Below are 25,405 nucleotides of genomic sequence, written 5' to 3'. Positions count from 1 at the left end.
CCCGGGCAGAGGCAGCCGTGTCCCGGGGGCACGGCTCGCCGCGTCCTGACGACGGCCCGCGAGGCGGTTACTCCAGGCCGATGCTGAAGGCCGCGTCGAGGTCGTGGCGGCTGTAGGCGCGGAAGGCGATCTGGGTCGAGGTGTCGACGATGCCCTCGACCTTGTTGAGCCGGCCGGCGATCACGTCGTCGAGCTGCTCGTGCTGGTGGACGCGCACCATGGCGATCAGGTCGGCGTCTCCGGCGACGGAGTAGACCTCGCTCACCCCGTCGATGCCGGCGACGGCCTCGGCGACCTCGGGGATGCGGGCGGTCTCGGCGTGGATGAGGACGATGGCGGTGATCACGAGGCCCACCCTAGAGCAGGCGCCAGCTCGCCGTGGGCGGCGGCCGCACCCCCCACCGGACAGGTCCACTCGCCCTCGATGTCGACCAGTCGGGTGCCCTCGGCCTCGAGCCAGCGCAGGACGAGCTCGGTCTCCTCGGGCAGGGCGCTCGTGCCCGGTCCGGTCGGTGGTGCGACGACCTCGGCGCTGGCGCGCAGAGCGGCGACGTAGGGCATCGGGTCGGCCCCGACGGGGGAGTGCGAGCTGCCGGCGAGGCGCCCGTGGCGCACGCAGACCAGGTCCCACCCACCCCGCGGGGTGCGCCGGGCCGCGACGATCTCGGCGGCCTCTCGCACGGGCGTGGCGCGCTGGCTGCGCGAGGTCGCCCGCACGAGCGCCCCGAGCCGGTCGCGCAGTGCCGCGGCCTCCTCGAAGCGCTCGCCCTCGGAGAGGGTGCGCATCCGCTCGCGCACGGCGGCCACCGCCTCCCGCGAGTCGCCGACGAGGACCCGGGCGGCGTCGGCGACGGTCAGCGCGTACTCGTCGACGCCGATCGCACCCGTGCAGGGCGCCGCGCAGCGCCCCATGTCGGCCAGGGCGCAGGCGGACGTCGGTCGGGTCGGGGACAGGCGGGTCAGGCACTGCCGCAGCGGGACGGCGTCGTGGAGGGCAGCTGCGGCGTCCTCGGCCGTGCGGCGGGTGCCGAAGGGGCCGGCCCAGGCCAGGTCGTCGGGCCCGATGGAGCGCACGATCGACAGCCGCGGGAAGGCCTCGTCGGTCAGCTTGAGCCACCACACCTTGTCGGGGCGGCGTGAGCGCCGGTTGTAGCGCGGCTGGTGCTCGGCGATGAGTCGCAGCTCGCGCACCTGCGCCTCGAGGGTCGTCGCGCACACGATCGGGGTGATCTCGGTGGCCAAGCGGACCATCTCGCCCATGCGGCGGCGCTGCTCGGAGGCCGTGAAGTAGTTGCGGGCGCGGGCCCGGATGTCGACCGAGGTGCCGACGTAGAGGGCCTCGCCGCGCTCGTCCTTGAAGACGTAGACCCCCGGCGCGGACGGCAGCCCGTCGGCGAGGTGGCGCTTGCGGCGCAGCTCGTCGCTCACCCGGGAGGTGTAGGAGCTCAGCTCCTCGAGGGTGTGGACCCCGACGGACCCGAGCCGGGCGATGAGCCCGTGCAGCACGTCGACGGTCGCCCGGGCGTCGTGGAGCGCTCTGTGGTCGGGCGTGGTCGTGGCCCCGAAGACCCGGGCGAGGGTCGCCAGCTTGTGGTTGGGGACCTCGTCGCGGGAGACGACCTGGCGGGCCAACCGCACGGTGTCGAGGACGGTGGGGCCCTGCCAGCGCAGGTCGTGGGCTGCGCACGCCGCCTTGAGGAAGCCGATGTCGAAACCCGCGTTGTGGGCGACGAGCACCGCCCCCTTCGCGAACTCGAGGAAGCTGGTCACCGCCGCACCGGTGCGGGGCGCGTCGCGGACCATCGCGTCGGTGATGCCGGTGAGGGACTGGATGAAGGCGGGGATCGGCTCGCCGGGGTTGACGAAGGTCTGCAGCTCACCGAGGACCTCGCCGCCGCGCACCTTGACCGCGCCGATCTCGGTGATGCCGCAGTCGCGCGGCGAGCCGCCCGTCGTCTCGAGGTCGACGACGACGAAGGTGACCTCGGCCAGCGGGGTGCCGAGATCACCGAGCCTGTCCTGGACGACCTCCATGGCGACGACCGTAGGTGCGGCCACCGACAACGTCCGGGAGGCGGGGCCCGCGGCAGTGTGGGGACATGCGGGCCATGGACGAGCTGGCCGATGTCGCGCGGTTCTACGAGCACTTCGCCGAGCACGAGGCGAAGGGGGAGTCCGTCACGTTCGAGAGCTGGGCGCGCGGCCTCGCCGCGGACCGCGAGGTCGTCGACCTCGTTGCCGGCCTCCCGGTGGGCAAGCGCCAGCCCAACCACGTCTTCGCGGCGGCCCGGCGGCACGGGGCACGGACCCCGTCGTCGTACCCGGTGCTGCGCGAGGTCCTCACGACGCGCTGGACGCAGGTGCGCGAGACCGTCCTGTCCAAGGCCACCCAGACCAACGAGGTCGGTCGCTGCGCGACCCTGCTGCCGGTCCTGGCGTCGCTGCCGGGCCCGCTGGCGCTCGTCGAGGTCGGTGCGAGCGCCGGGCTGTGTCTCCACCCGGACCGGTGGTCCTACCGGTACCTCGATGGGAGCGGTGAGGAGGTCGCGCGACTCGACCCGCAGGACGGCCCGTCACCGGTCCTGCTCGACTGCACCGTGCGAGGGCCGGTGCGGATCCCCCCTTCGCTCCCGCAGGTCGTCCACCGCGGTGGCATCGACCTCAACCCGCTCGACCCGTCGGACCCCGACACCGCCGACTGGCTCGAGACGCTCGTGTGGCCCGAGCACGAGGACCGTCGTGCGCGGCTCGCCGCGGCCATCGCCCGGGTCGCCGAGGAGCCGGTCGTTCTCGAGCGGGGGGACCTGCTCACCGGTCTGGACGCGGCGGTGGACCGGGCCCGGGAGGCCGCGCCCGGCGCGACGGTCGTCGTCCTCCACTCCGCGGTCATCGCCTACCTCGACGAAGGGGGCCGCACCCGCTGGCCGCAGGTCGTCACCTCGGCCCTCGAGCGGGTGCGCGCCGACGGGGGAGCGGCGCACTGGGTGAGCAACGAGGGTGCCGGCGTGCTGCCGTCGGTCACCGCTGGAGCGGGCTGCCCGCCGGTCTCGTCCGCGGACTTCTGCCTGGGCCTCGACGGGCGCGGCCTGGGGTGGACGCACGGGCACGGACGGCACCTGAGCATGTGCTGACGGGAGGGCTGTCGGGGGTGGCTCCTAGCGTTGTCGGTGCCGGGACGGACCCGGTGACGACGAGGAGGTGACGGACATGACCCGTCGACCCGCAGCGCCCCTGACGATCGACTGCGGCACCTGCCCGGTCCAGCACGTCGGCTGTGCCGACTGCATGGTGACCGCGCTGGAGTCGCCCACCATGCTCGCCGACCCCGACCTGCCACCGCAGCTGCCGCTCGACCGCCGCGAGCGGGAGGTGATCTCCCGGCTCATCGCCGCAGGCCTGGTGAGTGCGCAGACGGCGAACGAGGCCCGTGCGGTGCACGAGCCTCGTTCGGACTACGAGGACCTGCGCCGGCACGCGGTCTGACCCGCGCGCCGGCTGGCCGGTGGTCAGCTGCCGTAGAGGCCCTCCACCTCGTCCTCGAAGTCGCGCATGATGACATTGCGCTTGAGCTTCATCGACGGGGTGAGCGTGCCGTTGTCCTCGGTGAAGTCCTCCGCGAGGACGGAGAACTTGCGGATCGACTCCGCCTTGGAGACCGCCTTGTTGGCCTCGTCGACCGCGCCCTGGATCTCGGTGAGGACGGTCTCGTTGGTCCGGGCCTGCTCCACGGTCAGGGAGCCGAGGCCGTTGTTGGCCGCCCAGCCCGGCAGCATCTCCTCGTCGAGGGTGACGAGCGCGGCGATGAAGGGCTTGCCGTCGCCGACGACGAGGCACTGGCTGATCAGCGGGTGCGCGCGCAGCCGGTCCTCCAGGACACCGGGGGCGACGTTCTTGCCGCCGGCCGTCACGAGGATCTCCTTCTTGCGGCCGGTGATCTTCAGGTAGCCGTCCTCGTCGAGCTCGCCCAGGTCACCGGTGCGGAACCAGCCGTCCTGCAGCGCGTCGAGGGTGGCCTGCTCGTTGTCGTGGTAGCCGCGCAGGACGTTGATCCCCTTGATGAGGACCTCGCCGTCGTCGGCGATGCGCAGGGACACGCCGGGGAGGGCGGGGCCGACGGTGCCGATCTTCACCTTGTCGGGGAGGTTGACCGTCGCGGGCGCGGTGGTCTCGGTCAGGCCGTAGCCCTCGAGGATCGTCACGCCGATGCCGCGGAAGAAGTGACCCAGACGGGTGCCCAGCGGCGCGCCGCCGGAGACCGCGTACTCGACCTGGTTGCCCATCTTGGCCCGCAGCTTGCTGTAGACGAGCTTGTCGAAGACGGCGTGCTGGACCTTGACCTTGAGCGGGATCGAGCCGGAGTCCTTGCCCTCGGACCACGCGATGGCGGTCTCGGCGGCCTTGGCGAAAATCTTGCCCTTGCCGTCGGCTGTCGCCGTCTCGTTGGCCTTGTTGAAGATCTTCTCGAAGACGCGGGGCACCGCGAGGATGAAGGTCGGCTTGAACGACTGGAAGTCGTCGAGGATGTTGGCGATGTCGGCGCTGTGGCCCATGCGCGCCTCGGCGCTGACCGCGAGCACCTCGATGAAGCGGGCGAAGACGTGCGCGAGCGGGAGGAAGAGCAGCGTCGATGCGTCCTCACGCTGGACGACGTCGCCGAGCTTGGCCGTCGCGTTTTCCGCCAGACCGAGGAAGTTGTCGTGGGTGAGCTCGCAGCCCTTGGGGCGACCGGTCGTGCCCGAGGTGTAGATGATCGTGGCGAGCGAGCTGCGCTCCTGGGAGGCGATGCGCTCGTCGAGCTGCTCGTCGCCGACCTGCGAGCCGCCGGCGGTGAGCGTGTCGAGGTCACCGTTGTCGATGACGAGGATCTGCTCGAGACCGCTGAGGTTGCCGCGCGCCTCCTCGGCGACGGCCTCGTGGCGAGTGGTCTCGACGACGAGGAATCGGGTAGCGGAGTCCTTGACGATCCACTCCACCTGCTCGGCCGAGCTGGTCTCGTAGATCGGGACGGGCACGCCGCCGGCCGCCCAGGTGGCGAAGTCGAGCAGGGTCCACTCGTACCGGGTGCGGGCCATGATCGCCAGCCGGTCGCCGGCCTGCAGGCCCTGGGCGATCAGGCCCTTGGCGAGGGCGCGCACGTCGTGGTTGAACTGGGCCGCGGTGACGTCCCGCCAGGCGCCGGCCTCCTTGACCGTGAAGGCCACCCGTTGGGGGTTCTTCTCCGCATTGCGCCCTGGCAGGTCGGCCAGGGAGTCGGAGGGGTCGCCCTCGAAAAGTCGAGGCATGACGCTGTCGTTCACGGGATCTCCTTCGTTCGCCGTGCCAGCAGACCGGACGCTGGCTCGCGACGAGAGTACCCGTGGTCGTGGCCGACGATTTCGGAGTCGCTCCGTGACCGTGGCCATACTCTTGCCCCTGATCCGCGCCGCCCCGACCGAGAGGCCCACCGTGCTCCTGCGCTGCCCCCGTGCCGTCGTCGACGTCGTCGACGAGACATATGTGCGTGCGGCCCCCCAGGTCGTGCGCGAGGCGCTCGACGCGCCCGGGCTGCTCGAGGGGCTGTGGCCCGGCCTGGAGCGGGAGGTCGTGCAGGACCGTGGGGCGAAGGGGGTCCGCTGGCGCTGCACGGGGCAGGTCGAAGGGCGGATGGAGATCTGGTTGGAGCCGTCGGGAGGCGGCACGATCGTCCACCACTTCGTCCACGGCACCGGTCCGCGGGCGCCGCAGCGCTGGGCCCGGGAGCACCGTCGGCGCTGGAAGCAGGGGCTGAACGAGATCAAGGATCGTCTCGAGGGTCGTTCGCGATAGTCTCCCGGGCATGGCCGACAGCACCCGCTCCAGCATCGTCGTGGACGCCTCGCCCGGCGAGGTGCTCGACATCATCGCCGACCTAGAGGCCTACCCGGAGTGGGCCAAGGAGATCAAGCAGGTCGAGATCCTCTCCGAGGACGGCGACGGCTGGCCCGACCAGGCAGTCTTCACCCTCGATGCCGGCGCGATCAAGGACACCTACACCCTCGACTACGCGTGGGACGTCGACGAGGACGGTGTCGGGGTCGCCTCGTGGACGCTCGTCAGCGCCACGATGCTCAAGGCGATGGACGGCTCCTACACGCTCGTGGCCGCGGGGGAGGGCACCGAGGTGACGTACGAGCTGACCGTCGACGTCAAGGTGCCGATGCTCGGCATGCTCAAGCGCAAGGCCGAGAAGGTCATCGTCGACACGGCGCTGCGCGACCTCAAGAAGCACGCCGAAGCCTGAGGACCGTGGGAGCGCACCTCGTCGTCGGCGGAGGCGACCACAGCGATGCCGTCACCGCCCGCGTGGTGGCCGCGCTGGGTCCCGGCACCCCCGTCGTGCGTCCCCCGCACCGCGCGGCACCGGCCGACCCCGTCGTCGTCGCGATCGAGTCACAGCTCGACCGGATCCTCGCAGCCCTCGACCTCCCCGCCCCCGTCGTGGCCGACCTCATCGCCACCATCCTGCCCCGGGACCTGCCCGACCTGCTGCACCTCGCCCGCGCCCTGGCCCGGGCACGTGCCGACGGCCACGAGCTCGTCGTCGACGTCGACCTCGAGGTCGCCCGGCTCCTCGACGTCCCGCAGCGGGTGGCCCGCGCCTTCGCCGCCTTCGTCCCCGTCGTGGCCCGCTGGGAGGTGCTCGTGGCCCCCGAGGGCATCGGCGCCCTGCCCGCGCCCGAGCAGCCGGTGCTCACCGCCCTGCGTGAGGGTGCCGAGCTGCTCGAGGACCTCGACCGCGCCCTCGCCGACCCGACCATGACGAGCATCCACCTCGCGGCCCCGGCCGGGCCCGTCGGTGCGGCGCGCCGGGCCGACGCCGAGGTGCTGCTCGCCCTCATGGGCCGCACCCTCACCGCGGTGCACCCGGTCGGGGGCTCCGGGGTGGAGCACCTGCCGTCACCGGCACCGGAGTCCGGGCCGCGCGTGGAGCGCACGGGTGAGCAGTGGCTGCTGCGCATCGACGTGCCCGGAGTGCGTGCCGCCGACCTCGAGCTCGTGCGCCACGACGACGAGATCGTCCTCGGGTGCGCGGGGCGGACGCGGCGGGTGCTGCTCCCTTCGGTCCTGCGACGCTGCGAGGTCGAGCGCGCCGGGATCGCCGGTGGGGTGCTCACCCTGACGATGACGCCCGACCCGGCGGTGTGGCCCCGTGGCTGAGCACACCGACCCCCGGCCCGAGGACATCGTCGTGCAGCTGCTGCGCGTGCTGTCCGAGGTCGACATCGAGACCCTCGGCGACGACCTGCGACGCGTCGACACCGCCACCACCCGACGCGCCATGACCGGGGCCAGCCTCCTCGCCGAGGCACTCACCCGGGCGACCTTCGCGTCGACGACGCTCGCCGACGCCCTGGGCGTCGAGCTCGACGAGCCGAGCGAGCACGTGCCGCACCGCGAGCGCGGTCAGCGCATCCGGATCCACGACGACGAGGCCGCGGCAGCGGCCACCGACACCGACATCGCGAGCGAGGCCTGATGGGACAGCAGCACGACGGTCCGGCGATCGGCATCGACATCGGCGGCACCAAGATCGCCGGTGCCCTCGTCGACGCCGAGGGACGGATCACCCACCGCGAGCGGGTGGAGACCCCGGCGGACGACACCGACGCGATCATCGAGGCCACCGCGCGCCTCGTCACCACCCTCGAGGACGCCGCCGGCGACGAGGTCGCGGGCGTGGGCATCGCCTGCGCCGCCTTCCTCGACGCCCGCGCCGGCCACGTGTGGTTCGCACCCAACCTCCCGTGGCGCGACCTGGACCTGGCAGCCGCGGTCACCGAGCGCGTCGGTCGAGACGTCCTCATCGAGAACGACGCCAATGCCGCCGCCTGGGGCGAGTATCGCTTCGGCGCCGGCAGTGACTGCGACGACATGCTGCTCGTGACCGTCGGGACCGGCGTGGGTGGCGGCTGCATCAACGACGACCGACTCGTGCGCGGTGCCTTCGGCATCGGGGGCGAGATCGGCCACATCGTCCTCGACCCGAGCGGTCCGCGCTGCGGCTGCGGCAACTTCGGCTGCCTCGAGGTCTTCGCCTCCGGCACCGCCCTCGTGCGCAACGCCCGCGAGCTCGTGGAGTCCGCCTCGCCCCTCGGCGAGGCACTGCGCGCCCGCTGCGGCGGCGACGCCGACCGCCTGAGCGGTCAGGACGTCACCGAGCTGGCCCAGGAGGGTGACGGGGCCGCCGTCGAGCTCCTCGAGGAGCTCGGCACGCATCTGGGCCACGGCATCGCCTCCGTGTGCGCCGTCCTCGACCCGGGCCGGATCGCCATCGGTGGTGGCGTCGCCGCCGCCGGCGACCTGCTCGTCGAGCCCACCCGGGCCGCCTTCGCCAAGCGGCTCATCGGCCGGGGGCACCGCCCTTCGCCCGAGATCGTCCGCGCCACCCTCGGCAACGACGCAGGGATCGTCGGCGCCGCCACCCTGGCCCGGGAGGGCGGAGCATGAGCACGAGCATCGGCATCGACATCGGCGGCACCAAGGTCTCGGGAGGCGTGCTCGACGAGGACGGACGCATCCTCGTGCGCACCCGCTGCGACACCCCGGACCGGTCCAACGCGCCCCGGGTCGTCGAGGACACCATCGTCGCCGTCATCGAGGAGCTGCTCGTCCTCGCCCGTGACGCCGGTGTCGAACGACCCGCGACCGTCGGGGTCGGTGCCGCCGGCTTCGTCGCCGCGGACCGCTCCACCGTCGTCTTCGCCCCGCACCTGTCCTGGCGCAACGAGCCCCTGCGCGAGGCCCTCGGCAAGCGCGTCGACCTGCCGATCTCGATCGACAACGACGCCAACGCCGCGCTGTGGGCGGAGCACCGCTTCGGCGCCGCGCGCGGCGCCAGCCACGCCGTGATGATCACCCTCGGCACGGGCATCGGGGGCGCCATCCTCGTCGGCAACCAGCTCGTGCGCGGGCGTTACGGCATCGCCGGCGAGTTCGGCCACATGCAGGTCGTGCCCGGTGGGCAGCGCTGCGAGTGCGGCAACCGCGGGTGCTGGGAGCAGTACTCCTCCGGCAACGCGCTCGTGCGCGAGGCCCGCGGACTGGCGATGGCCAACTCGCCGATGGCGACCGACCTGCTCGCGCACGTCGGGGGAGACCCCGCCTCCCTCACCGGCCCGATGATCACCGAGGCCGCGCGGCAGGGCGACGCCACCGCCACCGAGCTGCTCGCCGAGATCGGGCACTGGCTGGGCGTGGGCATCGCCAACCTCGCTGCTGCCCTCGACCCGGAGGTCTTCGTCATCGGCGGCGGCGTGAGCGCCGCGGGTGACCTCCTCCTCGGCCCGGCCCGCGACACCTTCGCCCGACAGCTCACCGGCCGCGGCTACCGCCCGGCCGCGACGATCGTCGCCGCCCGCTTCGGTCCCGACGCCGGCCTCATCGGAGCCGCCGCGCTGGGGGCCGAGGAGCAGATGTGAGCCTGCGGGTCGCCTCGTACAACCTGCGGGCCCTGCAGGACGACGTCGCGGCGCTGGCCCGCACGGTCCGCGTCATCGACCCGGACGTGCTGTGCCTGCAGGAGGTGCCCTGGATCGGTCCGGTCAACCACCGCATCGCCGACTTCGCCGACCGGTGCGGTCTGGTGTGGTCCGGTCGCAGCCAGAGGGCCGGGCAGACGAGCGTGCTGACCAACCTGCGCACCAACGTGCTGTCGGTGACCCACCACCGCCTCCCGGCGCGCACGTGGCGCGACCGGCGCGGCTTCGCGGTCACCCGGGTGGCCCCCTTCGGCCATGCTCCCGTGTCGGTGGCGAGCGTGCACCTGAGCCTCGACGCGGACGAACGCCTCGTCCACGCCCGCTCGATCATGGACCGGCTCTCCGCCCAGCCCGGGCCCGCGGTGCTCGCGGGCGACCTCAACGAGCAGTCCGACGGCGCCGCCTGGCAGTTCTTCGGCGCGTCGATGCAGCCGGTGAGCCCGCTCGAGCCCACCTATCCGTCGGCGAAGCCGGACCGGGTGCTCGACGTCGTCTTCGCCACGCCCGACGTCACGGTGCTGCCGCACCGGGAGGTGCCGTGGGTGTGGGAGGACCTCAAGGCCGCGACCGACCACCGGCCCGTGTGGGTCGACATCGAGACCCAGCCCCTGCCCGACCCCTCCGTGCCGCGCTCGGGGGAGTGAGCGAAGGGGGTCAGACCCGGGCGCCGTTGGTGGGGTCGTCGTCGCGGTCGCGCGGCTGTCGCACCACGAGACAGACGAAGCCGCCGATGATCGAGGCGCCGACGAGGAAGGTCACCCAGCTGCCGACGGCCGGGCGGGCGAGCGCGAGCCACAGCATGCCGAGGATGCCCAACCCCAGGCCGAGCAGGGCGCCCCAGAAGAGGTGATCGGTCGTCGGGGGAAGGGGGGCGGGCGCCGGCGGCGACCAGCCCTCGTCGTCGTCGGCTGACCCGGGGGTCTCGCCCTGGCCCATGAGAGCGTCGGCGACGGAGTTGGTCGGGTCCACCCGCCACGGCACGCCGTGGTCGCGCTGGTCGTCCTCGCGGGGGCGGGGCAGGGCGGCGCGCACGTCGCCGGTGCTCTGCCGGGGAGCGCGTGGCGGAGTGTCGAGTGGGCCGGGGAGGCGGTCGTGCTCGGGCTGCTCCGCCTCCGGCACGTCGTCGTCCCAGCGGGCGATGATCGACTCGAAGGCAGCGTCGACGTCCCGGTCGTCCGGGTGCTGTCGCTCGACCATCGGTGCTCCGCCCGTCCTCGTCGTCGCCGTCGCCTCATGGACATCCTCCCATGCCCTGAGCCGGGCGTCCTTACCGTAGAGTTCGCTTGCGATCTGGAGGTGAGGCGACGGTGCTGTACTGGTTTCTCAAGAGGGTTGCCCTGGGGCCCCTGCTCAATGTGCTCTTCCGACCCCGTGTCGAGGGCCTGGAGAACATCCCCGAGGAGGGCGCGGCGATCCTCGCCAGCAACCACCTGTCCTTCTCCGACTCGATCTTCCTGCCGCTCGCCCTCGAGCGGCGGGTCACCTTCCTCGCGAAGTCGGACTACTTCACCGGCCCGGGGTTCAAGGGCTGGCTGACCGCGACGTTCATGCGGGGCGTGGGCCAGCTGCCCATCGACCGCAGTGGCGGCAAGGCGAGCGAGGCGGCGCTCAACGCCGGTCTCAAGGTGCTCGCCCAGGGCGACCTGCTCGGTCTGTACCCGGAGGGGACCCGCTCGCCCGACTCGCGCCTCTACCGCGGCCGCACCGGTGTCGCCCGGATGGCGCTGACCGCGGGTGTGCCCGTCATCCCCGTCGCGATGATCGACACCGACAAGGCCCAGCCGACGGGGCAGAAGATCCCCAACATCCGGCAAATCGGGATCAAGATCGGCACACCGCTCGACTTCTCCCGGTACGAGGGGATGGAGGGCGACCGATTCGTCCTGCGCTCGATCACCGACGAGCTGATGTACGAGCTGATGCAGTTGTCCGACCAGGAGTACGTCGACATGTACGCCACGTCGATGAAGGAGAAGCTGCTCACCAAGGCCAAGCGCCGTGCCCGCGAGCTGCAGGAGGCCGCCCGTCCCGGTCGCGCCGTGCCCGAGCTCGAGCAGGCCCTCGAGGGTGACGGCCGCAGCCCCGCCGCGGGGGAGCGTCCGGCCGACCCGTGGTCCGAGGAGTCCAAGGACGGGTTGTAGACCGTGCTGCCCGACCCGGGGGAGGTCTCGCTGCGGCGCCAGTACAACCCGTCGCCGCTCATCGACAGCGCCGGCGGCCGGGGTCTGGCGTTGTACCGCTTCGTCTCGCTGACCTACGCCGGCATCCTCATCTGGACCCACCGCGAGCACGTCATCCACTGGTGGCCGATCCTGGTCTGGGGGGTGGTGGCCCTCGCGTGGTCGATCATCGCCCCACTGCTGCCGCGCCCGACCAAGGTGGCGATCGGCGTCGAGCTGGTCATCGCCTCCGTCGGGATCCTGCTGACGAGCGAGGTGTACACCGCGGCCGAGGTCAGCGCCGGGATCTCCACGGTCCCCGGGGTGTGGGCGGCCTCGCCCGTCATGGCCGGTGCTTTGCTCAGCGGCATCCCCGGCGGGGTCATCTGCGCCGCCGTCATCTCCGTCGCCAACCTCGTGCAGGTGGAGGAGGCCGGGCAGCTGACCTGGCACAACATCTTCCTGCTCTTCATCGTCGGCATCCTCGTCGGACTGGCCGTCCAGCTGGCCCGTGAGAGCCAGAAGCGCCTCGAGCAGGCGCTCGCCGTCAGCGAGCGTCTCGCGGAGCGCGAGCGCATCGGGCGGCAGGTCCACGACGGGGTGCTGCAGGCGCTCGCGATGATCAACCGACGCGGTCGCACGCTCGGGGCCGAAGGGGAGGCCCTCGCCGACCTCGCCGCCGACCAGGAGCGCTCGCTGCGCAGCCTCATCACCCGCTTCGAGCCCGCGGCGGACGCCATCTCCGCGAAGGACCAGGTGCGTGACCTCGCGGCCGGGCTCGCCGCCCTTCGCTCGGCGGACGTCGAGGTGGTCCTGCCCGCCGGACCCGTCCGCCTGCCCGAGCACACGGCCCGTGAGGTCGAGGCCGCCGTCGCCGCGGCCCTCGACAACGTCGCGGTGCACGCCGGGGACGGCGCCCGGGCGTGGGTGCTCCTCGACGCCGATGACCGGGGTATCGAGGTCGTCATCCGGGACAACGGGGTCGGCATGGACGGCGACCGGCTCGTACGTGCCGTCGAGGAGGGCCGTCTCGGCGCGAGCAGCTCGATCCGCGGCCGGATGCTCGACCTCGGCGGTGACGCCAGCTGGCGCTCACCCGCCGGTGGCGGGACGACCGTCACCCTCACCGTCCCGACGCCGGACGTGGCAGGCTCCACCCCATGAGCGAGCCCACGAAGCCCCTGACGGTCCTCGTCGCCGACGACCACCCCCTGTGGCGGGACGCCCTCGTCCGTGACCTGGAGGAGGCCGGCTTCGACGTCGTCGGCACCGCCGCCGACGGCCCGTCGGCGGTGACCCGCACCCGCGCCACCGTGCCCGACGTGCTCGTCCTCGACCTCAACCTGCCGCAGCTGCGCGGCGACGAGGTGTGCACCGCGATCAGCGACCTCAGCACCCGTGTGCTCATCCTCTCCGCCAGCGGCGAGGAGCGTGACGTGCTCGCGGCCGTCAAGGCCGGCGCGAGCGGCTACCTCGTCAAGTCCGCCTCCCCGGGCGAGATCCGCGACGCGGTGACCGCGACCGGGGCCGGGGACGCCGTCTTCACCCCCGGCCTGGCCGGCCTCGTGCTGGGCGAGTTCCGCGAGATGAGCACCCGGGCCCGCACCGAGCCCGCCCCGGCCGAGGCGGCCTCGCCCGTCCCCGAGCTCACCGATCGCGAGACCGAGATCCTGCGCTACGTCGCGATGGGCATGACGGCCAAGGAGATCGCGGCCGACCTCGTCATCTCGCACCGCACCGTGCAGAACCACGTTCAGAACATCCTCGGCAAGCTCCACCTGCACAACCGCGTGGAGCTGACCCGCTTCGCGATCAGCCGGGGACTCGACGCGCCGGAGTGACCCCCCTTCGTCCTGTGGTTGGACGCATGACGGGGCGAAGGGCGGCGCAGCCTATCCTTGGAGCGTGACCACCGCAGTGCCCTCCCAGATGTCCCCAGCCACGATCACCAGTGACCTCCCGGCGGCCCAGCAGCCGAGCTGGCCCGACCGTGGTGCTCTCGACGACGTCGTGGCGCAGCTGGCGACCTATCCACCGCTGGTCTTCGCCGGCGAGTGCGACAACCTGCGCGACCGCATGGCGGCCGCGTCGGTCGGTGAGGCCTTCGTGCTCCAGGGCGGCGACTGCGCCGAGACCTTCGTCCACGCCACCGCCGACAACATCCGCGACCGGATCAAGACGGTCCTCCAGATGGCGGCCGTGCTCACCTACGGCGCGGGCATGCCCGTGGTGAAGATGGGCCGGATGGCCGGCCAGTTCGCCAAGCCGCGCAGCAAGGACACCGAGACCCGTGACGGCGTGACCCTGCCGGCCTACCGCGGCGACATGGTCAACGACTTCGCGTTCACCCCCGAGTCGCGCAACCCCGACCCGCAGCGCCTGCTGCGCGGGTACCACACGAGCGCCGCGACGCTGAACCTCGTGCGGGCCTTCACCCAGGGTGGCTTCGCCGACCTGCGCATGGTGCACGACTGGAATGTCGGCTTCGTCTCCAACGCGGCCAACCGCCGCTATGAGGGCCTGGCCCGCGAGATCGACAAGGCGATGCGCTTCATGGCCGCGTGCGGCGTCGACTTCGAGGCGATGCGCGCCACCGAGTTCTGGTCCGCGCACGAGGCGCTGCTGCTCGACTACGAGCGCCCGATGACGCGCATCGACTCGCGCACCGGCGACCTCTACGACACCTCCGGCCACTTCCTGTGGATCGGGGAGCGCACCCGCCAGATCGACCACGCGCACCTCGACTTCGTCAGCCGGATCCGCAACCCCATCGGGATGAAGGTCTCCGACAAGGCCGACCCCGACGAGCTGCTGCGGATCATCGACCTGCTCGACCCGCACCGCGAGCCCGGCCGCCTGACCTTCATCACCCGGATGGGCGCCGGCAAGATCCGCGAGGCCATGCCGCGCATCGTGGAAAAGGTCCGCGACTCCGGCGCGATGGTCACGTGGATCTGCGACCCGATGCACGGCAACACGTTCGAGTCCGCCTCCGGGTTCAAGACGCGCGACTTCGACGACGTCGTCGACGAGGTGCGCGGGTTCTTCGAGGTGCACCGCTCGCTCGGCACCGTCCCCGGCGGCCTGCACGTCGAGCTCACCGGCAACGACGTCACCGAGTGCCTCGGTGGCGCCGAGCGGATCCTCGACGAGGACCTCAACAAGCGCTACGAGAGCGTGTGCGACCCGCGGCTGAACCACCAGCAGAGCCTGGAGCTGGCGTTCCTCACCGCGGAGATGCTTTCGGGGGCCTGATCGTTTTGTGGGCTGGGTCCTTGTCCTTCCGGACGCAGGGATGAGGTTCGGCCTTGTCCTTCCGGACGAAGGGATGAGGCCCGGCGCTGGGGAAAAGCCCGGACGACTTTTGCACGCACGTCGCGTCGCGGGAGCAGTCCGGGCTTTTCCTTGAGTCGCGCCGGACCTCACCCCTTCGTCCGTCCGGGGCCCACCCCAGCCCTTCGTCCGGAACGGGTCCCACCTCAGCCCTTCTTCCGGCAGGGGTCCTCGCCCGTTGGCAAAAGGGACTCCTGGAGCATCTCGTGGCTGAATCGGCCACCACATGTTCCAGGAGTCCCCTTTGCCAACACGGGGCCGGGCCCAAGCGCCGGGTTCAGTCGCGGTGTCGCGTGCGGCGCAGGATGCGCACCGGGATGACGGCGGCTGTGGCGGTGAGGAAGCCGCCCCAGAGGGTGTCCGTCACCGCCAGGAGCAGCGTCCAGTCGGCGAGGACGGCGAGGTTGGTGAACCCGAAGGTCGCGTAGGCGCCGACCCCGAGCACCAAGCCGTGCACCGCCGCCACTCGCAGTGAGTCGGCATCGAGGGCCGGTCGGATCGCCAGCACCGTGACGCTGACGACGTGGACGACGTAGAAGATCGCTGCGGCCCACCCGACCACCGGGTCGGCCAGTTGGTCACCGAGCTCGGCTGCGTAGAGCGGTCCTGCCACGAGGGAGATCCACAGCGCGTCGAGCACCCCGATGACGAGAGCCGCCAGGGCGGCCGGCAGCAGCCAGCGGCGCAGGATCCCGTCCGCCGAGGGCACTCAGACCACCAGGATGGTGACGGTCGAGCCCTTGGGGGCGGTGCCGCCGCTGGGGCGCGAGGCGCGGACCTCGTCGAGCGGGGCGCCGAGGAAGTTCTGCACCGACACCTTGAACCCGGCGTCCTGCAGCTTCTTGGTCGCCTCAGCCCGGGTGAGGCCCTGGACATCGGGCACCGCGACCATCTCGGGGCCCTTGGAGACCGTCATCGTCACCGTCTCGCCGGGCAGCAGGGTGCCGGTCGAGGGGCTCTGGCTGATGACCGAGCCCTTGGCCACGGTCGAGCTCCACGCGTCCTCGGCCCGGGCCACCTTGAGGCCGGCCGCCTCGATCGCGGTCGTCGCGTCGGCAGCGGTCTTGCCCGCGACGACGGGGACGGCGACCGGCTCCGGTCCCTTGGACACGACGATGCCGACGGCCGCGTCCCGCTTGAGCTCCGTGCCGGCAGCGGGCGTCGAGGAGATGATCTGGCCCGCGGGCACCTCGGCGTGCCAGGACTCGGTCGTCGTCCCGACGACGAGGTGCTCGGCCTCGAGGTCGGACGTGGCCTGCGCCGTGGTCCGGCCGGCGAGGTCGGGGACCTCGTAGCGCTCGGGCCCCTTGGAGAAGACGACGGTGACCTCGCTGCCCTTGGCCAGCTCGGTGCCGGTCGGCGGGTTGGAGGTGATCGCCTCGCCCTTGGGCACCGCCTCGTCGAAGGCGGTCTGCTCGGTGAGCGACAGCTCGTACTGGGCGAGCGTGGTCTCGACGTCCTGCTGCGGCTGGCCGGCCAGCTCGGGCACCAGGACCTTGCTGCCCGGACCCATCTGGGTCCACCACCAGCCACCGCCGGCGGCCAGCGCCCCGGCGAGCAGCAGCGCCACGAGGGCCCCGAGGCCACGTCGTCGGCGCGAAGGGGGAGTGGCCGGGCTCGTCGGGTCGTCGTCCGCCGCCGCGGTCGTCGCGAGGCCGGCCACGGCGGCCGGCCGCGTGATGGCGGTCGTCGGACGGGGACGGGGGTGGGCGACCGTCTCGGCTCCGGTCGCAGCTCTCGCCCGTGCACCGGTGGGGCGTCGATCGAGCTGAGCGGTCGTCAGGTCGGCGCGCACGCGCTGCAGCTCGGCGAGGTAGGCGCCGGCGTCGAGAGGGCGCTCGTCGGGGTCGCGGTGCGTGGCCAGCGCGACGAGGTCGTCCAGCTCGGTGGGCAGGTCCTCGACGACCTCCGACGGCACCGGCAGCGAACCGTGGACGTGCTGGAAGGCGACGTGGATCGGCGACTCGCCCTCGACCGCTCGCTGCCCGGTGAGCAACTCGAAGAGGATGAGCCCAGCGGCGTAGACGTCACTGCGGGCGTCGGCGATGCCGCGCTCGACCTGCTCGGGGGAGAGGTAGGCGACGGTGCCGAAGAGCACGCCGTCCTCGGCCGTCGTCGTCTGCGAGGTCACCGCTCGGGCCAGTCCGAAGTCGGCGACCCTCACCGGGCCACGGTCGGCGATGAGCACGTTCTCCGGCTTGACATCGCGGTGGATGTACCCGGCCTCGTGCGCCACGGCCAGCCCGGTGAGGACCGGCTCGAGGATGTCGAGAGCTGCCCGCGGGGTCAACGCGCCCTCCGCGTCGATGACCGCCCGGGCGGTCCTCCCTTCGACGTACTCCATCGCGAGCCAGACCCGGCCGCGGTCCTCGCCCTGGTCGAGCACGGGGACGACGTTGGGGTGACTGAGGCGCGCGGCCGAGCGCGCCTCGCGGCGGAAGCGCGCGACGAAGGTCTCGTCGGCCGCGAGGTCGGGGCGCATGACCTTGAGGGCCACCTCGCGGTCGAGCCGCGTGTCGGTGGCGAGCAGGACCGTGGCCATCCCGCCGTCGGCGAGGTGGCGCAGCACGCGGTACCGGCCGTCGACGAGTTCGCCGACGAGCGGGTGCGTGGATGCCGTGGTCACGCCCAAAGTCTAGGTTCGCCCCCTTCGTCCGTCCGTCACATCCGACGTCGGAGCGCCTTGACGTTGGCCACGTACTGCTTGGTGTCGCTGTACATGCCGTTGGACTCGACGGATGCCAGGCCTTGGTAGTAGCCCGCGATCGCGTCGGAGGTGCTGTCGGCCTCGCGGGTGAGGACCTTGAGCAGGATCACGCCGGCGGTGATGTTGTCGTCGGTGTCGAGCAGGTCGAGCTGGCGCCCGGCCAGCTGGGAGGCCCACTGGCCGGAGCTCGGGATGACCTGCATCGTGCCGACCGCGTTGGCGACCGAGACCTGGCGCTGGTTCCAGCCCGACTCCTGGTAGGAGATGGCGAGCGCGATCGAGGGGTCGACCCCGTGCTGGCGGGCGATGCGGGTGATCTTGGCCTTGGTCTCGGCGCGGCTCGGCACGTCGCGTCCGGCGAGGATGCGGCGATTGCGCGTGGCCGCGTCGACGATCTCGTCGGAGTAGGTGCGCCCGGCGAAGGTGTTGTGCTTCGTGCGCTTGGGCTTGGTGGCCGCCTTGGTGCTCGTGGACGACGTCGTGCTCCCGGTGACCTTGAGGGTCGTGCCGGGGTGGATGAACTCACGCGTCGACAGGTCGTTGAGCTTGGCCAGGCGCGCGACGCTCATGTCGTACCGCGCGGCGATGCCGGTGAGGGTCTCGCCGCTGCGCACCTTGTGCGAGGAGGTCGACCGGCTGGCCGTCGCCCGCTTGGCGGGCTTGGCCGCGGTGCCGGTGACGCGCAGCTTGTCGCCCGGGTGGATGAAGCGTCCGCTCAGGTCGTTGAGCGAGCGCAGTCGCTCGACGCTCATGTGGTGGCGGGCGGCGATGCCGACGAGCGTGTCACCGCTGCGCACGACGTAGGTGCGGGTGGAGCCGGAGCGGGCCGGCTTCTTCTTCGACGACGAGGACGAAGGGGAGGACTCGCCCGAGCGTCCGGGGATCCGCAGCTTCTGGCCGGGGTGGATGAACTCGTCGACCGACAGGTGGTTGCGCGAGAGCAGCGCGGTGGCGGAGACGCGGTAGCGGGCGGCGATGTCGTAGATGGTCTCGCCGTCGCGGACGGTGTGGTGGCGGGTGCCCTGGGAGACGGACGTGGTCGTCGTGGACTCTGCGGTCAGGTCGACCGCCGGTGCCACGGGGGTGGCCGGCACGGTGACGAGGAGCGGAAGGACCATGTGGGGGACTCCGATGTCGGGGGCGCAGGGGAACGCCCGGGGGCTGAGAGACGTGGCGCATGTGGCGCCTGTGACTGGTGTGACGTATGTGGTTGCGGTCGACGGTACCGAAGATCGGGCCCGCGCGCCCGCTCTGCCACACTGACCGGCGTGACGAGCACCCCTGAGACCACCTGGCTGACCCTGCCCGACCTCGCCGAGCGACTCGGCGTGCGCATCACCGACGTGCGGCGCTGGATCGACGAGCGGCAGCTGGTCGCCGTGCGCCGCGGCGAGCGCAATGCCCTGTCCGTGCCGGCCGACTTCGTCGACGAGCACGGGCCGCTGCCGGACCTCGCCGGGACCTTCACCGTCCTCGCTGACGGGCGCTTCGGCGACGACGAGATCGTCGAGTGGATGTTCGCCACCGACGAGACCCTCCCCGGCGGGTCGACCCCGATCGCGGCGATCCGCGCAGGCTTCAAGACCGAGGTGCGCCGCCGGGCGATGGAGGAGGCGCTCTAGCAGGGTCGTGGCAGTGTGACGACAGGAGGGGGACCACGTGCGACGCGTGGACGAGGAGATCGCGGCTGACCCACGGGGTCGTCTCGCGGACCTGCCGGCCCGGGTACGGGCGGCGCTCGAGACCCCGGACGTGCTGCCGTGGAGCTCGAGCGACCTGAGGCAGCTGGCCCGCGGCGGGGACGAGGCGCGGGAGGCGCTGCACGCGACGGCACGCGCCGCCGTGCCCTCGGCCGGACCGGTCGAGCCTGCCTCGTTGACCGGGGACGAGGCCGCCGCCCGAGTCCGGGCGCAGACGGCGGCCATGCTGCTGGCCGGACTGTGGGACGACCTCGACGTCCTGCACGAGGTGCTGCCGTGGCACGACGTGCCGTGGTCCCAGCAGGGTCGTCCGACCCACCCCAGCCACGGGCTCACGGGCATGCTCGAGGTGGGCGTCCGCTGCCCGTCGGCCCGTGAGGCCGTCGAGCCGGCGATGCGTCAGTGGCTCCGCGAGGTGCTCCGACGACCTGCCGGCAGCGAGATCGCCTACTCGCTGTGGCCGGCCACGCGGTGGCGCACGGACGACGGCGGTGAGGGGCTCTACCTCGCGATCGCCCGGCACGACCCGGCGCTCGAGGCGGCCGCCCTCCACGCCGCAGCCAGCGCCCGCCCCGACGACCCGGAGGTGTCGACGGCGGTGATGACGGGGTGGTCCGTGCACGGCTCTCGGCGTGACCGGCGTGAGCAACCAACGCCAGGGGCCACCCGTTTTTGGGGAGCACTCACCGCTCTCGCCGGGGCGGCCGTCGACCCGACCGTGGCGACTGCGGCGGTCGAGGAGGTCATGGCCTCACCGCTGTGGCGTGGCAGCGGCACCACCGGCTCGGTGGCCGTGGACGCGCTCGTGACGACCCGCGCCGTCGAGCGCCGCGAGTGCTTGGCGGCCGTGGCCCTGGCGGGCGTGATGTCGTCTCCCCGGGCGCACCAGGCACTGGCGTCGGACGCGGGCCGACTGCCCCGGGTCGTCGACCGGGTGGCGGACGAGCTGCTCGCGAGCGGGGTCGTCTCGAGGCTGCTGCCCGAGGAGGAGCGCAGCCCGCTGCGGGGCTGGCCGGGGGTGTCGGTGCGGCACGTGCTCGAGCGGGCCGTGGAGGTGGACGGCCACCTCGCGTGGCCGCCGGCCCCGGTCGACGAGGACGGCGAGGACGGCGACCTCGATGAGGTGGACGACCTCGTCGACGTCGTACCCGACGGGCCGTGGCGCGACCTGGAGGCGCGGCTGTCCGGGCTCGGTCTGCCCGTGGACCAGCCGCTGCCGGGCAACGAGCTGCCGCCGCTGGAGGAGCTCGTGCCCGCCGGGGTGCTCGAGGCGGCGACCCGACGTGCGCAGGTGGACGGTCGTGGTGACCGGGCGCAGCTGCCGGAGGGGCCGGGGCGGCAGCGCCGGGTCAGGTGGCCCTGGCGGTCGTGACGACCGCGCGCAGCTGCCAGCAGGGCCGGGACGGCAGCGCCGGGTCAGGTGCAGCGGCGTGTCGTACTGCAGTTCAGGCCGGGAGACCGACGGCTCCGCCATTCCTCGTCGCCGCGTGCACGAACTGCAGTACGACACGCGCAGCGCTGTAGGAGCTGGGGCGACAGCGTCGCGTCAGGAGCTGGGGCGACAGCGTCGCGTCAGGTGCTGCGGGCCGTCGTCAGGTCGATGAGCTCGGCGAGGACGGTGCGCGCCGGCTCGGGCACGCCGCTCGCCTCGGCGAGTGCGCTGCGGGCTGCCGCAGCCCCCTCGGCGATGTCGCGCTCGACGCCCTCGAGCGCACCCGTGCTGATGATGAGCTCGCGGAAGGCCTCGACCTCCGCGGTGCCGAGGTCGGGTGCGCCGAGCCACTGGTCGACCTGCGTGCTCGCCACGTCGTCGGCGCCGGCGAGGGTCCGGGCGATGAGGACGGTGCGCTTGCCCTCGCGCAGGTCGTCACCTGCGGGCTTGCCCGTGACGTCCGGGTCGCCGAAGACGCCGAGCACGTCGTCGCGCAGCTGGAAGGCCACACCCAGGGCCACGCCGTAGCGGGAGAGGGCGTCGAGGTCCTGCTGCGAGGCGCCACCGGCGGTGGCGCCGATGAGCAGCGGGTGCTCGATCGAGTACTTGGCGCTCTTGTAGGTGATGACGTGGCGGGAGCGCTCGATCCGCTCGGCGTCGTCGAGGTCGTGCCACGGGCGCATCGAGGTGACGATGTCGAGGAACTGCCCGGCCATGAGCTGGCCGCGCATCCGCTCGAAGACCGGGCGGGCCGCCTCGAGGGCCTGCGGGGGCAGCCCGGAGTCGGCGAAGAGGTCGTCGCACCAGCCGAGGCAGAGGTTGCCCGCGAGGATCGCGCCGGCGACGCCGAAGCGGTCGGGCTCGCCGTGCCAGAGCCGCTCGGCGTGGGCGCGGGAGAGCGCCCGGTGCATCGCGGGCTGCCCACGGCGGGTCTCGCTGTCGTCCATGACGTCGTCGTGGATGAGCGCGGCGGCCTGGAAGAGCTCCATCGCGGCGGCCAGGGAGATCGCGCCCTCGTGGTCGTCCTGGCCGGCGGCGCGCCAGCCCCAGTAGGCGAAGCCGGCCCGCAGGCGCTTGCCGCCCTGCAGCAGGGTGCGCACGGGGCCGGTGAGGTCGGCGACGTCGGGCCCGACCTCGGCGAGCTCGACCTCCCAGCGGTCCAGCTCGGTGTCGATGCGGTCCTGGACCCGCGAGCGCAGGTCGGCCAGGTCCAGCGGGTGCGGCACGTGGGCTCCAGGGGCAGAGGGGTTGTCGGGGGTCCGTGGTCGGATCCGGTGATCGCGCCCAGCCTACGTCGAGCGGGGTTGACGCGGTGTCGGCCCCCGGGTCTACTGTTGTTCGAACAGGTGTTCGAGCAAAGGAGTGGGCAATGGTCAGGCTCGTCGAGGAGTCCATCGAGGTGCGGGTGGGCGAGACCTCGCCGGAGCAGTTCCTGTGGAGGGGGCGGCTCTACCGGGTGACGGAGGTGGTCGACCACTGGCAGGAGAGGCACGCGTGGTGGCGCGAGGGCGGGCGGCCGCTCGCGCAGGTCCCGCTCGCCCGGGACGTGTGGCGGGTCGAGGCCAGCCGGGGACGCAGCAGCACGCCGGGGGTCTACGACCTCGGGGTCGACGGCGACCCCGAGGGCACGTCCGGCTGGCTGCTCCTGCGGACCCAGGACTGAGGGGGTCGTGGTGGTTGCCGTCGCCGTACTCCGTCCCGATCGTCTCGACGGGGCGCTGGACCTGCTCTCCTGCGCCGGGGAGAGCCTCGCCGCCGCGCACATGGCGCGCAGCGTGCCCGAGCGCAGCTCCGGGACGCGCCTGGCGGTGCTCCGGGCCGCCGCGGCCGTGCTCGCCGTCCGGGGGCGCACCACGGGCGCGGCAGGGCCCGTCGACGTGTGGCGGCTGCTGCCGCAGGTGGCGCCCGAGCTGACCGAGTGGGCGGACTTCTTCGCGACCGTCCTGCCCGAAGGGGGCGCCCGCCCCGGTCACGGGCCGTCCGGTCCGATGAGCGTGCGCGAGGTCGACGACCTGCTGCGCCAGGGTGAGGACTTCGTGCGGCTCGTCGCCGGCATCCTCGGCCTGCCGCCGGTGCGGGTGACCGGCGACCTCGTCGCGCTCACCCCGTCGTCCGAGGGCGCGCACCAGGACGCGCATTTCCCCGGGGACATGCGCGCGGGCGCGGACCAGACCGCGCATTTCCCCGGGGACATGCGCGCGGGCGGCTCGGAGGAGACGTGGGCCGGGGGTGGTGCCGGGTGAGTTTTGCCCACCTGCACGTGGCGTCGGGATTCTCCCTTCGTCATGGCACGACGACACCGGAGGACCTCGTGGCACGGGCCGCGGAGCTCGGGCAGCCGGCGCTCGCCCTCACCGACCGCGACGGGCTCTACGGGGCGGTGCGGTTCGTCCGGGCGGCGACCGCGGCCGGGGTCGCGCCGGTCCTCGGCGTGGACCTGGCCGTCGCCGACGGGGCCCCGGTGCACCCGCGGCGACGCACGCCGGTGCGCGGGGGAGCCGAGGTCGACCCGCGGCACCCCCGCGTCACCGTCCTGGCCCGCGGGGCCGGTGCCGGGGTGCCGCACGGGGTCGGCTGGGCCCGGCTGTGCCGGCTCGTCAGCGAGGTGCACCTGACGGGGGAGCGGGGCGAGGCCGTGGCGAGCGCCGCCATGGTCGCCCGGCACGCGGCAGCGCCCGGGCCCGACGAGCCGGGACCGCTGCTCGTCCTGCTCGGCCCGGCCTCCGACGTCGGCGCCGCGCTGCTCGCCCGCCGGCCCGACCTGGCCCGGCAGCGGCTGCGGGCCTGGCAGCAGGTGCTGCCTCCCGACGCGCTCGCGATCGAGGTCGTCGACCACGGAGGGCCGCCGGGCACGCCCGCCTCGACCGGCCACGCCGCCCACCTGCTCGGCCTGGCCGACGCCTGCGGCGTCCCCGCGGTGCTCACCGCGGCGGTGCGCCACCTGCACCCGCAGGACGCGACGACGGCCGACGTCCTCGACGCGACCCGTCGGCTCGTCGTCCTCGACACCCGCCACCTCGACCGGGTGACGACCGCAGGGCACCTCGCCGACGACGCGACGATGGCCGAGCGGGCCCACCGGGTGACGAGCGTCCTCGGCGGTGGTGCCGGCGGCTGGTCCTGCGCCGGGCCGGCCGAGCGCGCCGCGGCGCTGCTCGACACGACCCTCGCCACCGCGATGGCCTGTGCCCAGGACGACCGCAAGGACCTGGGCATCGGCCGGGTGCACCTGCCCGAGGCCCACGTGCTCGGGCTGCGCCCCGACGAGGACCCGCAGGCGGTGCTCGCCCAGCGCGCTCGGGCGGCGATCGGCGCCCGCTACCCGGACGCACCCCCTTCGGTCCTGCGTCAGGTCGAGGAGCGGCTGGCCGACGAGCTCGACGTCGTCGAGGCGCTGGGCTACCCGACCTACTTCCTCACCGTCGCCGAGGTCGTCGACCTCATCGTCGGGGCGGGGGTGCGGGTCGCCGCCCGCGGCTCCGGCGCCGGCAGCCTCGTCAACCACCTGCTCGGCATCAGCGCCATCGACCCGATCCGGCACGACCTGCTCATGGAGCGCTTTTGCTCGCCGCTGCGGGCCGAGCTGCCCGACATCGACATCGACGTCGAGTCGGCCCGGCGCACCGAGATGTACGAGCTGATCCTGCAGCGCTTCGGCCGCGACCGGGTGACGTGCGTGTCGATGATGGACACCTACAAGGCGCGGCACGCGATCCGGGACGTCGGCGCGGCCCTGGGGGTGCCCCCTTCGGAGGTCGACGAGATCGCCAAGGCCTTCCCGCACATCCGGGCCAAGGACGTGCGCTCGGCGATGGCCGAGCTGCCCGAGCTGCGCACCCGCAGCCTCGACGGGCCACGCCTGGGGGTGCTCTTCGACCTCGTCGAGCGGCTCGACGGCCTGCCGCGGCACATCGCGCTGCACCCGTGCGGGGTGGTCCTGTCCGACGGCGGGCTGCTCGACCGCACGCCCGTGGAGTCGAGCTGGCTGGGCTTCCCCATGAGCCAGTTCGACAAGGACGACGTCGAGGCGCTCGGTCTGCTCAAGCTCGACGTCCTCGGCATCCGGATGCAGTCGGCGATGGCGCACGCCGTCGGTGAGGTCGAGCGGTCCACGGGGGAGCGGATCGACCTCGACGACCGGGACGACGTCCCGCTCGACGACCCGGCGACCTTCGCGATGATCCGCACGACCCGCACGCTCGGGTGCTTCCAGATCGAGAGCCCGGGGCAGCGCGAGCTCATCGGCAAGCTCGCGCCGACGGTCTTCGACGACCTCATCATCGACATCTCGCTCTTCCGCCCCGGCCCGGTGAAGTCCGACATGATCCGGCCCTTCCTCGAGGCGCGGCACGGGTGGTCGCGGCCGCAGTTCCTCCACGACCGGCTCGTGCCCGCGCTCGCCGAGACCGAAGGGGTCGTCGTCTTCCACGAGCAGATGCTGCGGATCATCTCCGAGACGACCGGCGCGACCCTGGCCCAGGCCGACGAGGTGCGCCGCACCATGGGCAGCCCCGACGGGCAGGCACGCATCGAGGCGTGGTGGCGGCCCGCGGCGGCTGCCCGTGGCTACCCGCAGG

Annotated in this window: 26 protein-coding genes; 18 read left to right on the top strand and 8 right to left on the bottom strand. The window is 73.0% G+C overall.

The genetic code is table 11. From position 1 onward, the window contains the following. Positions 1-67: 67 nt before the first annotated feature. Entirely contained in the window at positions 68-346 is a 279-nt protein-coding gene (locus JAN01S_RS08890) for an Lrp/AsnC family transcriptional regulator (RefSeq protein WP_068316881.1), read from the bottom strand. After that, positions 343-2,034, bottom strand: a complete 1,692-nt coding sequence (locus tag JAN01S_RS08885) for a DEDD exonuclease domain-containing protein (RefSeq protein ID WP_068316825.1) — start codon at positions 2,032-2,034, stop codon at positions 343-345. Before JAN01S_RS08885 ends, JAN01S_RS08890 begins: the two co-directional genes overlap by 4 nt. Before the next feature lie 65 nt (positions 2,035-2,099). On the opposite strand from JAN01S_RS08885, the gene JAN01S_RS08880 reads away from it, so the two are divergent. Further along, the gene (locus tag JAN01S_RS08880; protein WP_068316822.1) at positions 2,100-3,131 is read left to right on the top strand and encodes a DUF2332 domain-containing protein; all 1,032 of its coding nucleotides are present in this window, start codon (positions 2,100-2,102) and stop codon (positions 3,129-3,131) included. Positions 3,132-3,207: 76 nt separating this feature from the next. Then, complete coding sequence (locus JAN01S_RS08875) at positions 3,208-3,483, top strand: hypothetical protein (RefSeq protein ID WP_244884795.1); 276 nt, start codon at positions 3,208-3,210, stop codon at positions 3,481-3,483. 23 nt (positions 3,484-3,506) lie between these two features. On the opposite strand, the gene JAN01S_RS08870 is transcribed toward JAN01S_RS08875, so the two are convergent. Further along, complete coding sequence (locus JAN01S_RS08870) at positions 3,507-5,297, bottom strand: AMP-dependent synthetase/ligase (RefSeq protein ID WP_084360123.1); 1,791 nt, start codon at positions 5,295-5,297, stop codon at positions 3,507-3,509. A gap of 91 nt (positions 5,298-5,388) precedes the next feature. Between JAN01S_RS08870 and JAN01S_RS08865 the strand changes: the two genes are divergently transcribed. From JAN01S_RS08865 to JAN01S_RS08835, 7 genes are read left to right on the top strand one after another with little or no spacing between them, the layout of a single operon-like run. Beyond that, a complete protein-coding gene (locus tag JAN01S_RS08865; RefSeq protein ID WP_157075676.1) occupies positions 5,389-5,805 on the top strand; it encodes a polyketide cyclase / dehydrase and lipid transport in 417 nt (138 codons plus the stop codon). Positions 5,806-5,815: 10 nt separating this feature from the next. Beyond that, positions 5,816-6,259, top strand: a complete 444-nt coding sequence (locus tag JAN01S_RS08860; protein WP_068316815.1) for an SRPBCC family protein — start codon at positions 5,816-5,818, stop codon at positions 6,257-6,259. Positions 6,260-6,264: 5 nt separating this feature from the next. Next, positions 6,265-7,176, top strand: a complete 912-nt coding sequence (locus JAN01S_RS08855; RefSeq protein ID WP_068316812.1) for an ArsA family ATPase — start codon at positions 6,265-6,267, stop codon at positions 7,174-7,176. Beyond that, positions 7,169-7,495 carry a hypothetical protein gene (locus tag JAN01S_RS08850; RefSeq protein ID WP_068316809.1) on the top strand — a complete coding sequence of 109 codons (327 nt, stop codon included), beginning with the start codon at positions 7,169-7,171 and terminating at the stop codon, positions 7,493-7,495. The genes JAN01S_RS08855 and JAN01S_RS08850 overlap by 8 nt, the downstream gene beginning before the upstream one ends. Then, the gene (locus tag JAN01S_RS08845) at positions 7,495-8,466 is read left to right on the top strand and encodes an ROK family protein (protein WP_068316804.1); all 972 of its coding nucleotides are present in this window, start codon (positions 7,495-7,497) and stop codon (positions 8,464-8,466) included. The genes JAN01S_RS08850 and JAN01S_RS08845 overlap by 1 nt, the downstream gene beginning before the upstream one ends. Further along, a complete protein-coding gene (locus tag JAN01S_RS08840; RefSeq protein WP_068316800.1) occupies positions 8,463-9,437 on the top strand; it encodes an ROK family glucokinase in 975 nt (324 codons plus the stop codon). Before JAN01S_RS08845 ends, JAN01S_RS08840 begins: the two co-directional genes overlap by 4 nt. Next, entirely contained in the window at positions 9,434-10,141 is a 708-nt protein-coding gene (locus tag JAN01S_RS08835) for an endonuclease/exonuclease/phosphatase family protein (RefSeq protein ID WP_068316797.1), read from the top strand. The genes JAN01S_RS08840 and JAN01S_RS08835 overlap by 4 nt, the downstream gene beginning before the upstream one ends. A 10-nt stretch (positions 10,142-10,151) precedes the next feature. Here JAN01S_RS08835 and JAN01S_RS08830 read toward each other — a convergent pair whose 3' ends face one another. After that, the gene (locus JAN01S_RS08830) at positions 10,152-10,694 is read right to left on the bottom strand and encodes a hypothetical protein (protein WP_068316795.1); all 543 of its coding nucleotides are present in this window, start codon (positions 10,692-10,694) and stop codon (positions 10,152-10,154) included. 110 nt (positions 10,695-10,804) lie between these two features. Between JAN01S_RS08830 and JAN01S_RS08825 the strand changes: the two genes are divergently transcribed. The 4 genes from JAN01S_RS08825 (at position 10,805) to JAN01S_RS08810 (ending at position 14,911) form a co-directional block, all read left to right on the top strand. Beyond that, positions 10,805-11,638 carry a lysophospholipid acyltransferase family protein gene (locus JAN01S_RS08825; protein WP_068316792.1) on the top strand — a complete coding sequence of 278 codons (834 nt, stop codon included), beginning with the start codon at positions 10,805-10,807 and terminating at the stop codon, positions 11,636-11,638. Positions 11,639-11,641: 3 nt separating this feature from the next. Then, positions 11,642-12,820, top strand: a complete 1,179-nt coding sequence (gene macS, locus JAN01S_RS08820) for a MacS family sensor histidine kinase (protein ID WP_068316789.1) — start codon at positions 11,642-11,644, stop codon at positions 12,818-12,820. After that, entirely contained in the window at positions 12,817-13,497 is a 681-nt protein-coding gene (locus JAN01S_RS08815) for a response regulator (RefSeq protein ID WP_068316786.1), read from the top strand. The genes macS and JAN01S_RS08815 overlap by 4 nt, the downstream gene beginning before the upstream one ends. A gap of 88 nt (positions 13,498-13,585) precedes the next feature. Beyond that, positions 13,586-14,911 (top strand): class II 3-deoxy-7-phosphoheptulonate synthase, encoded by a 1,326-nt coding sequence (locus JAN01S_RS08810; RefSeq protein WP_068316872.1) that lies wholly within the window; start codon positions 13,586-13,588, stop codon positions 14,909-14,911. Between the two features lie 355 nt (positions 14,912-15,266). Here JAN01S_RS08810 and JAN01S_RS08805 read toward each other — a convergent pair whose 3' ends face one another. The 3 genes from JAN01S_RS08805 to JAN01S_RS08795 are packed head-to-tail and all read right to left on the bottom strand — an operon-like array spanning position 15,267 to position 18,814. Next, positions 15,267-15,698, bottom strand: coding sequence for a DUF2177 family protein (locus JAN01S_RS08805; RefSeq protein WP_068316783.1), 432 nt, complete (start codon positions 15,696-15,698; stop codon positions 15,267-15,269). Continuing rightward, entirely contained in the window at positions 15,699-17,615 is a 1,917-nt protein-coding gene (gene pknB, locus JAN01S_RS08800; RefSeq protein WP_068316781.1) for a Stk1 family PASTA domain-containing Ser/Thr kinase, read from the bottom strand. A 35-nt stretch (positions 17,616-17,650) separates the two neighbouring features. Continuing rightward, positions 17,651-18,814: a LysM peptidoglycan-binding domain-containing protein gene (locus JAN01S_RS08795; RefSeq protein WP_068316778.1), complete on the bottom strand. Its 1,164-nt coding sequence runs from the start codon at positions 18,812-18,814 to the stop codon at positions 17,651-17,653. A 150-nt stretch (positions 18,815-18,964) separates the two neighbouring features. Here JAN01S_RS08795 and JAN01S_RS08790 point away from each other — a divergent pair, with 150 nt between their 5' ends. Together JAN01S_RS08790 and JAN01S_RS08785 are read left to right on the top strand one after the other, a co-directional pair. Next, positions 18,965-19,318 (top strand): Rv2175c family DNA-binding protein, encoded by a 354-nt coding sequence (locus JAN01S_RS08790; protein ID WP_169797196.1) that lies wholly within the window; start codon positions 18,965-18,967, stop codon positions 19,316-19,318. 37 nt (positions 19,319-19,355) lie between these two features. Further along, complete coding sequence (locus JAN01S_RS08785) at positions 19,356-20,768, top strand: hypothetical protein (protein WP_157075675.1); 1,413 nt, start codon at positions 19,356-19,358, stop codon at positions 20,766-20,768. Between the two features lie 200 nt (positions 20,769-20,968). Here JAN01S_RS08785 and JAN01S_RS08780 read toward each other — a convergent pair whose 3' ends face one another. Then, the gene (locus JAN01S_RS08780) at positions 20,969-22,054 is read right to left on the bottom strand and encodes a polyprenyl synthetase family protein (protein ID WP_068316773.1); all 1,086 of its coding nucleotides are present in this window, start codon (positions 22,052-22,054) and stop codon (positions 20,969-20,971) included. A gap of 143 nt (positions 22,055-22,197) precedes the next feature. Here JAN01S_RS08780 and JAN01S_RS08775 point away from each other — a divergent pair, with 143 nt between their 5' ends. The 3 genes from JAN01S_RS08775 to JAN01S_RS08765 form a co-directional block, all read left to right on the top strand. Beyond that, positions 22,198-22,491, top strand: a complete 294-nt coding sequence (locus JAN01S_RS08775) for a DUF6504 family protein (RefSeq protein ID WP_068316771.1) — start codon at positions 22,198-22,200, stop codon at positions 22,489-22,491. Positions 22,492-22,498: 7 nt separating this feature from the next. Then, the gene (locus JAN01S_RS16915) at positions 22,499-23,071 is read left to right on the top strand and encodes an SAV_6107 family HEPN domain-containing protein (protein ID WP_068316769.1); all 573 of its coding nucleotides are present in this window, start codon (positions 22,499-22,501) and stop codon (positions 23,069-23,071) included. Further along, positions 23,068-25,405 (top strand): PHP domain-containing protein (locus JAN01S_RS08765; protein WP_157075673.1); only part of this gene is annotated, 2,338 nt, incomplete at its 3' end. The genes JAN01S_RS16915 and JAN01S_RS08765, both read left to right, overlap by 4 nt.

The organism is Janibacter anophelis NBRC 107843 (assembly GCF_001570945.1).
Taxonomy (GTDB): Bacteria; Actinomycetota; Actinomycetes; order Actinomycetales; family Dermatophilaceae; genus Janibacter; species Janibacter anophelis.
The sequence above is the reverse complement of the archived record's forward strand: the minus strand, read 5'-3'. Positions and strand labels throughout refer to the sequence as shown.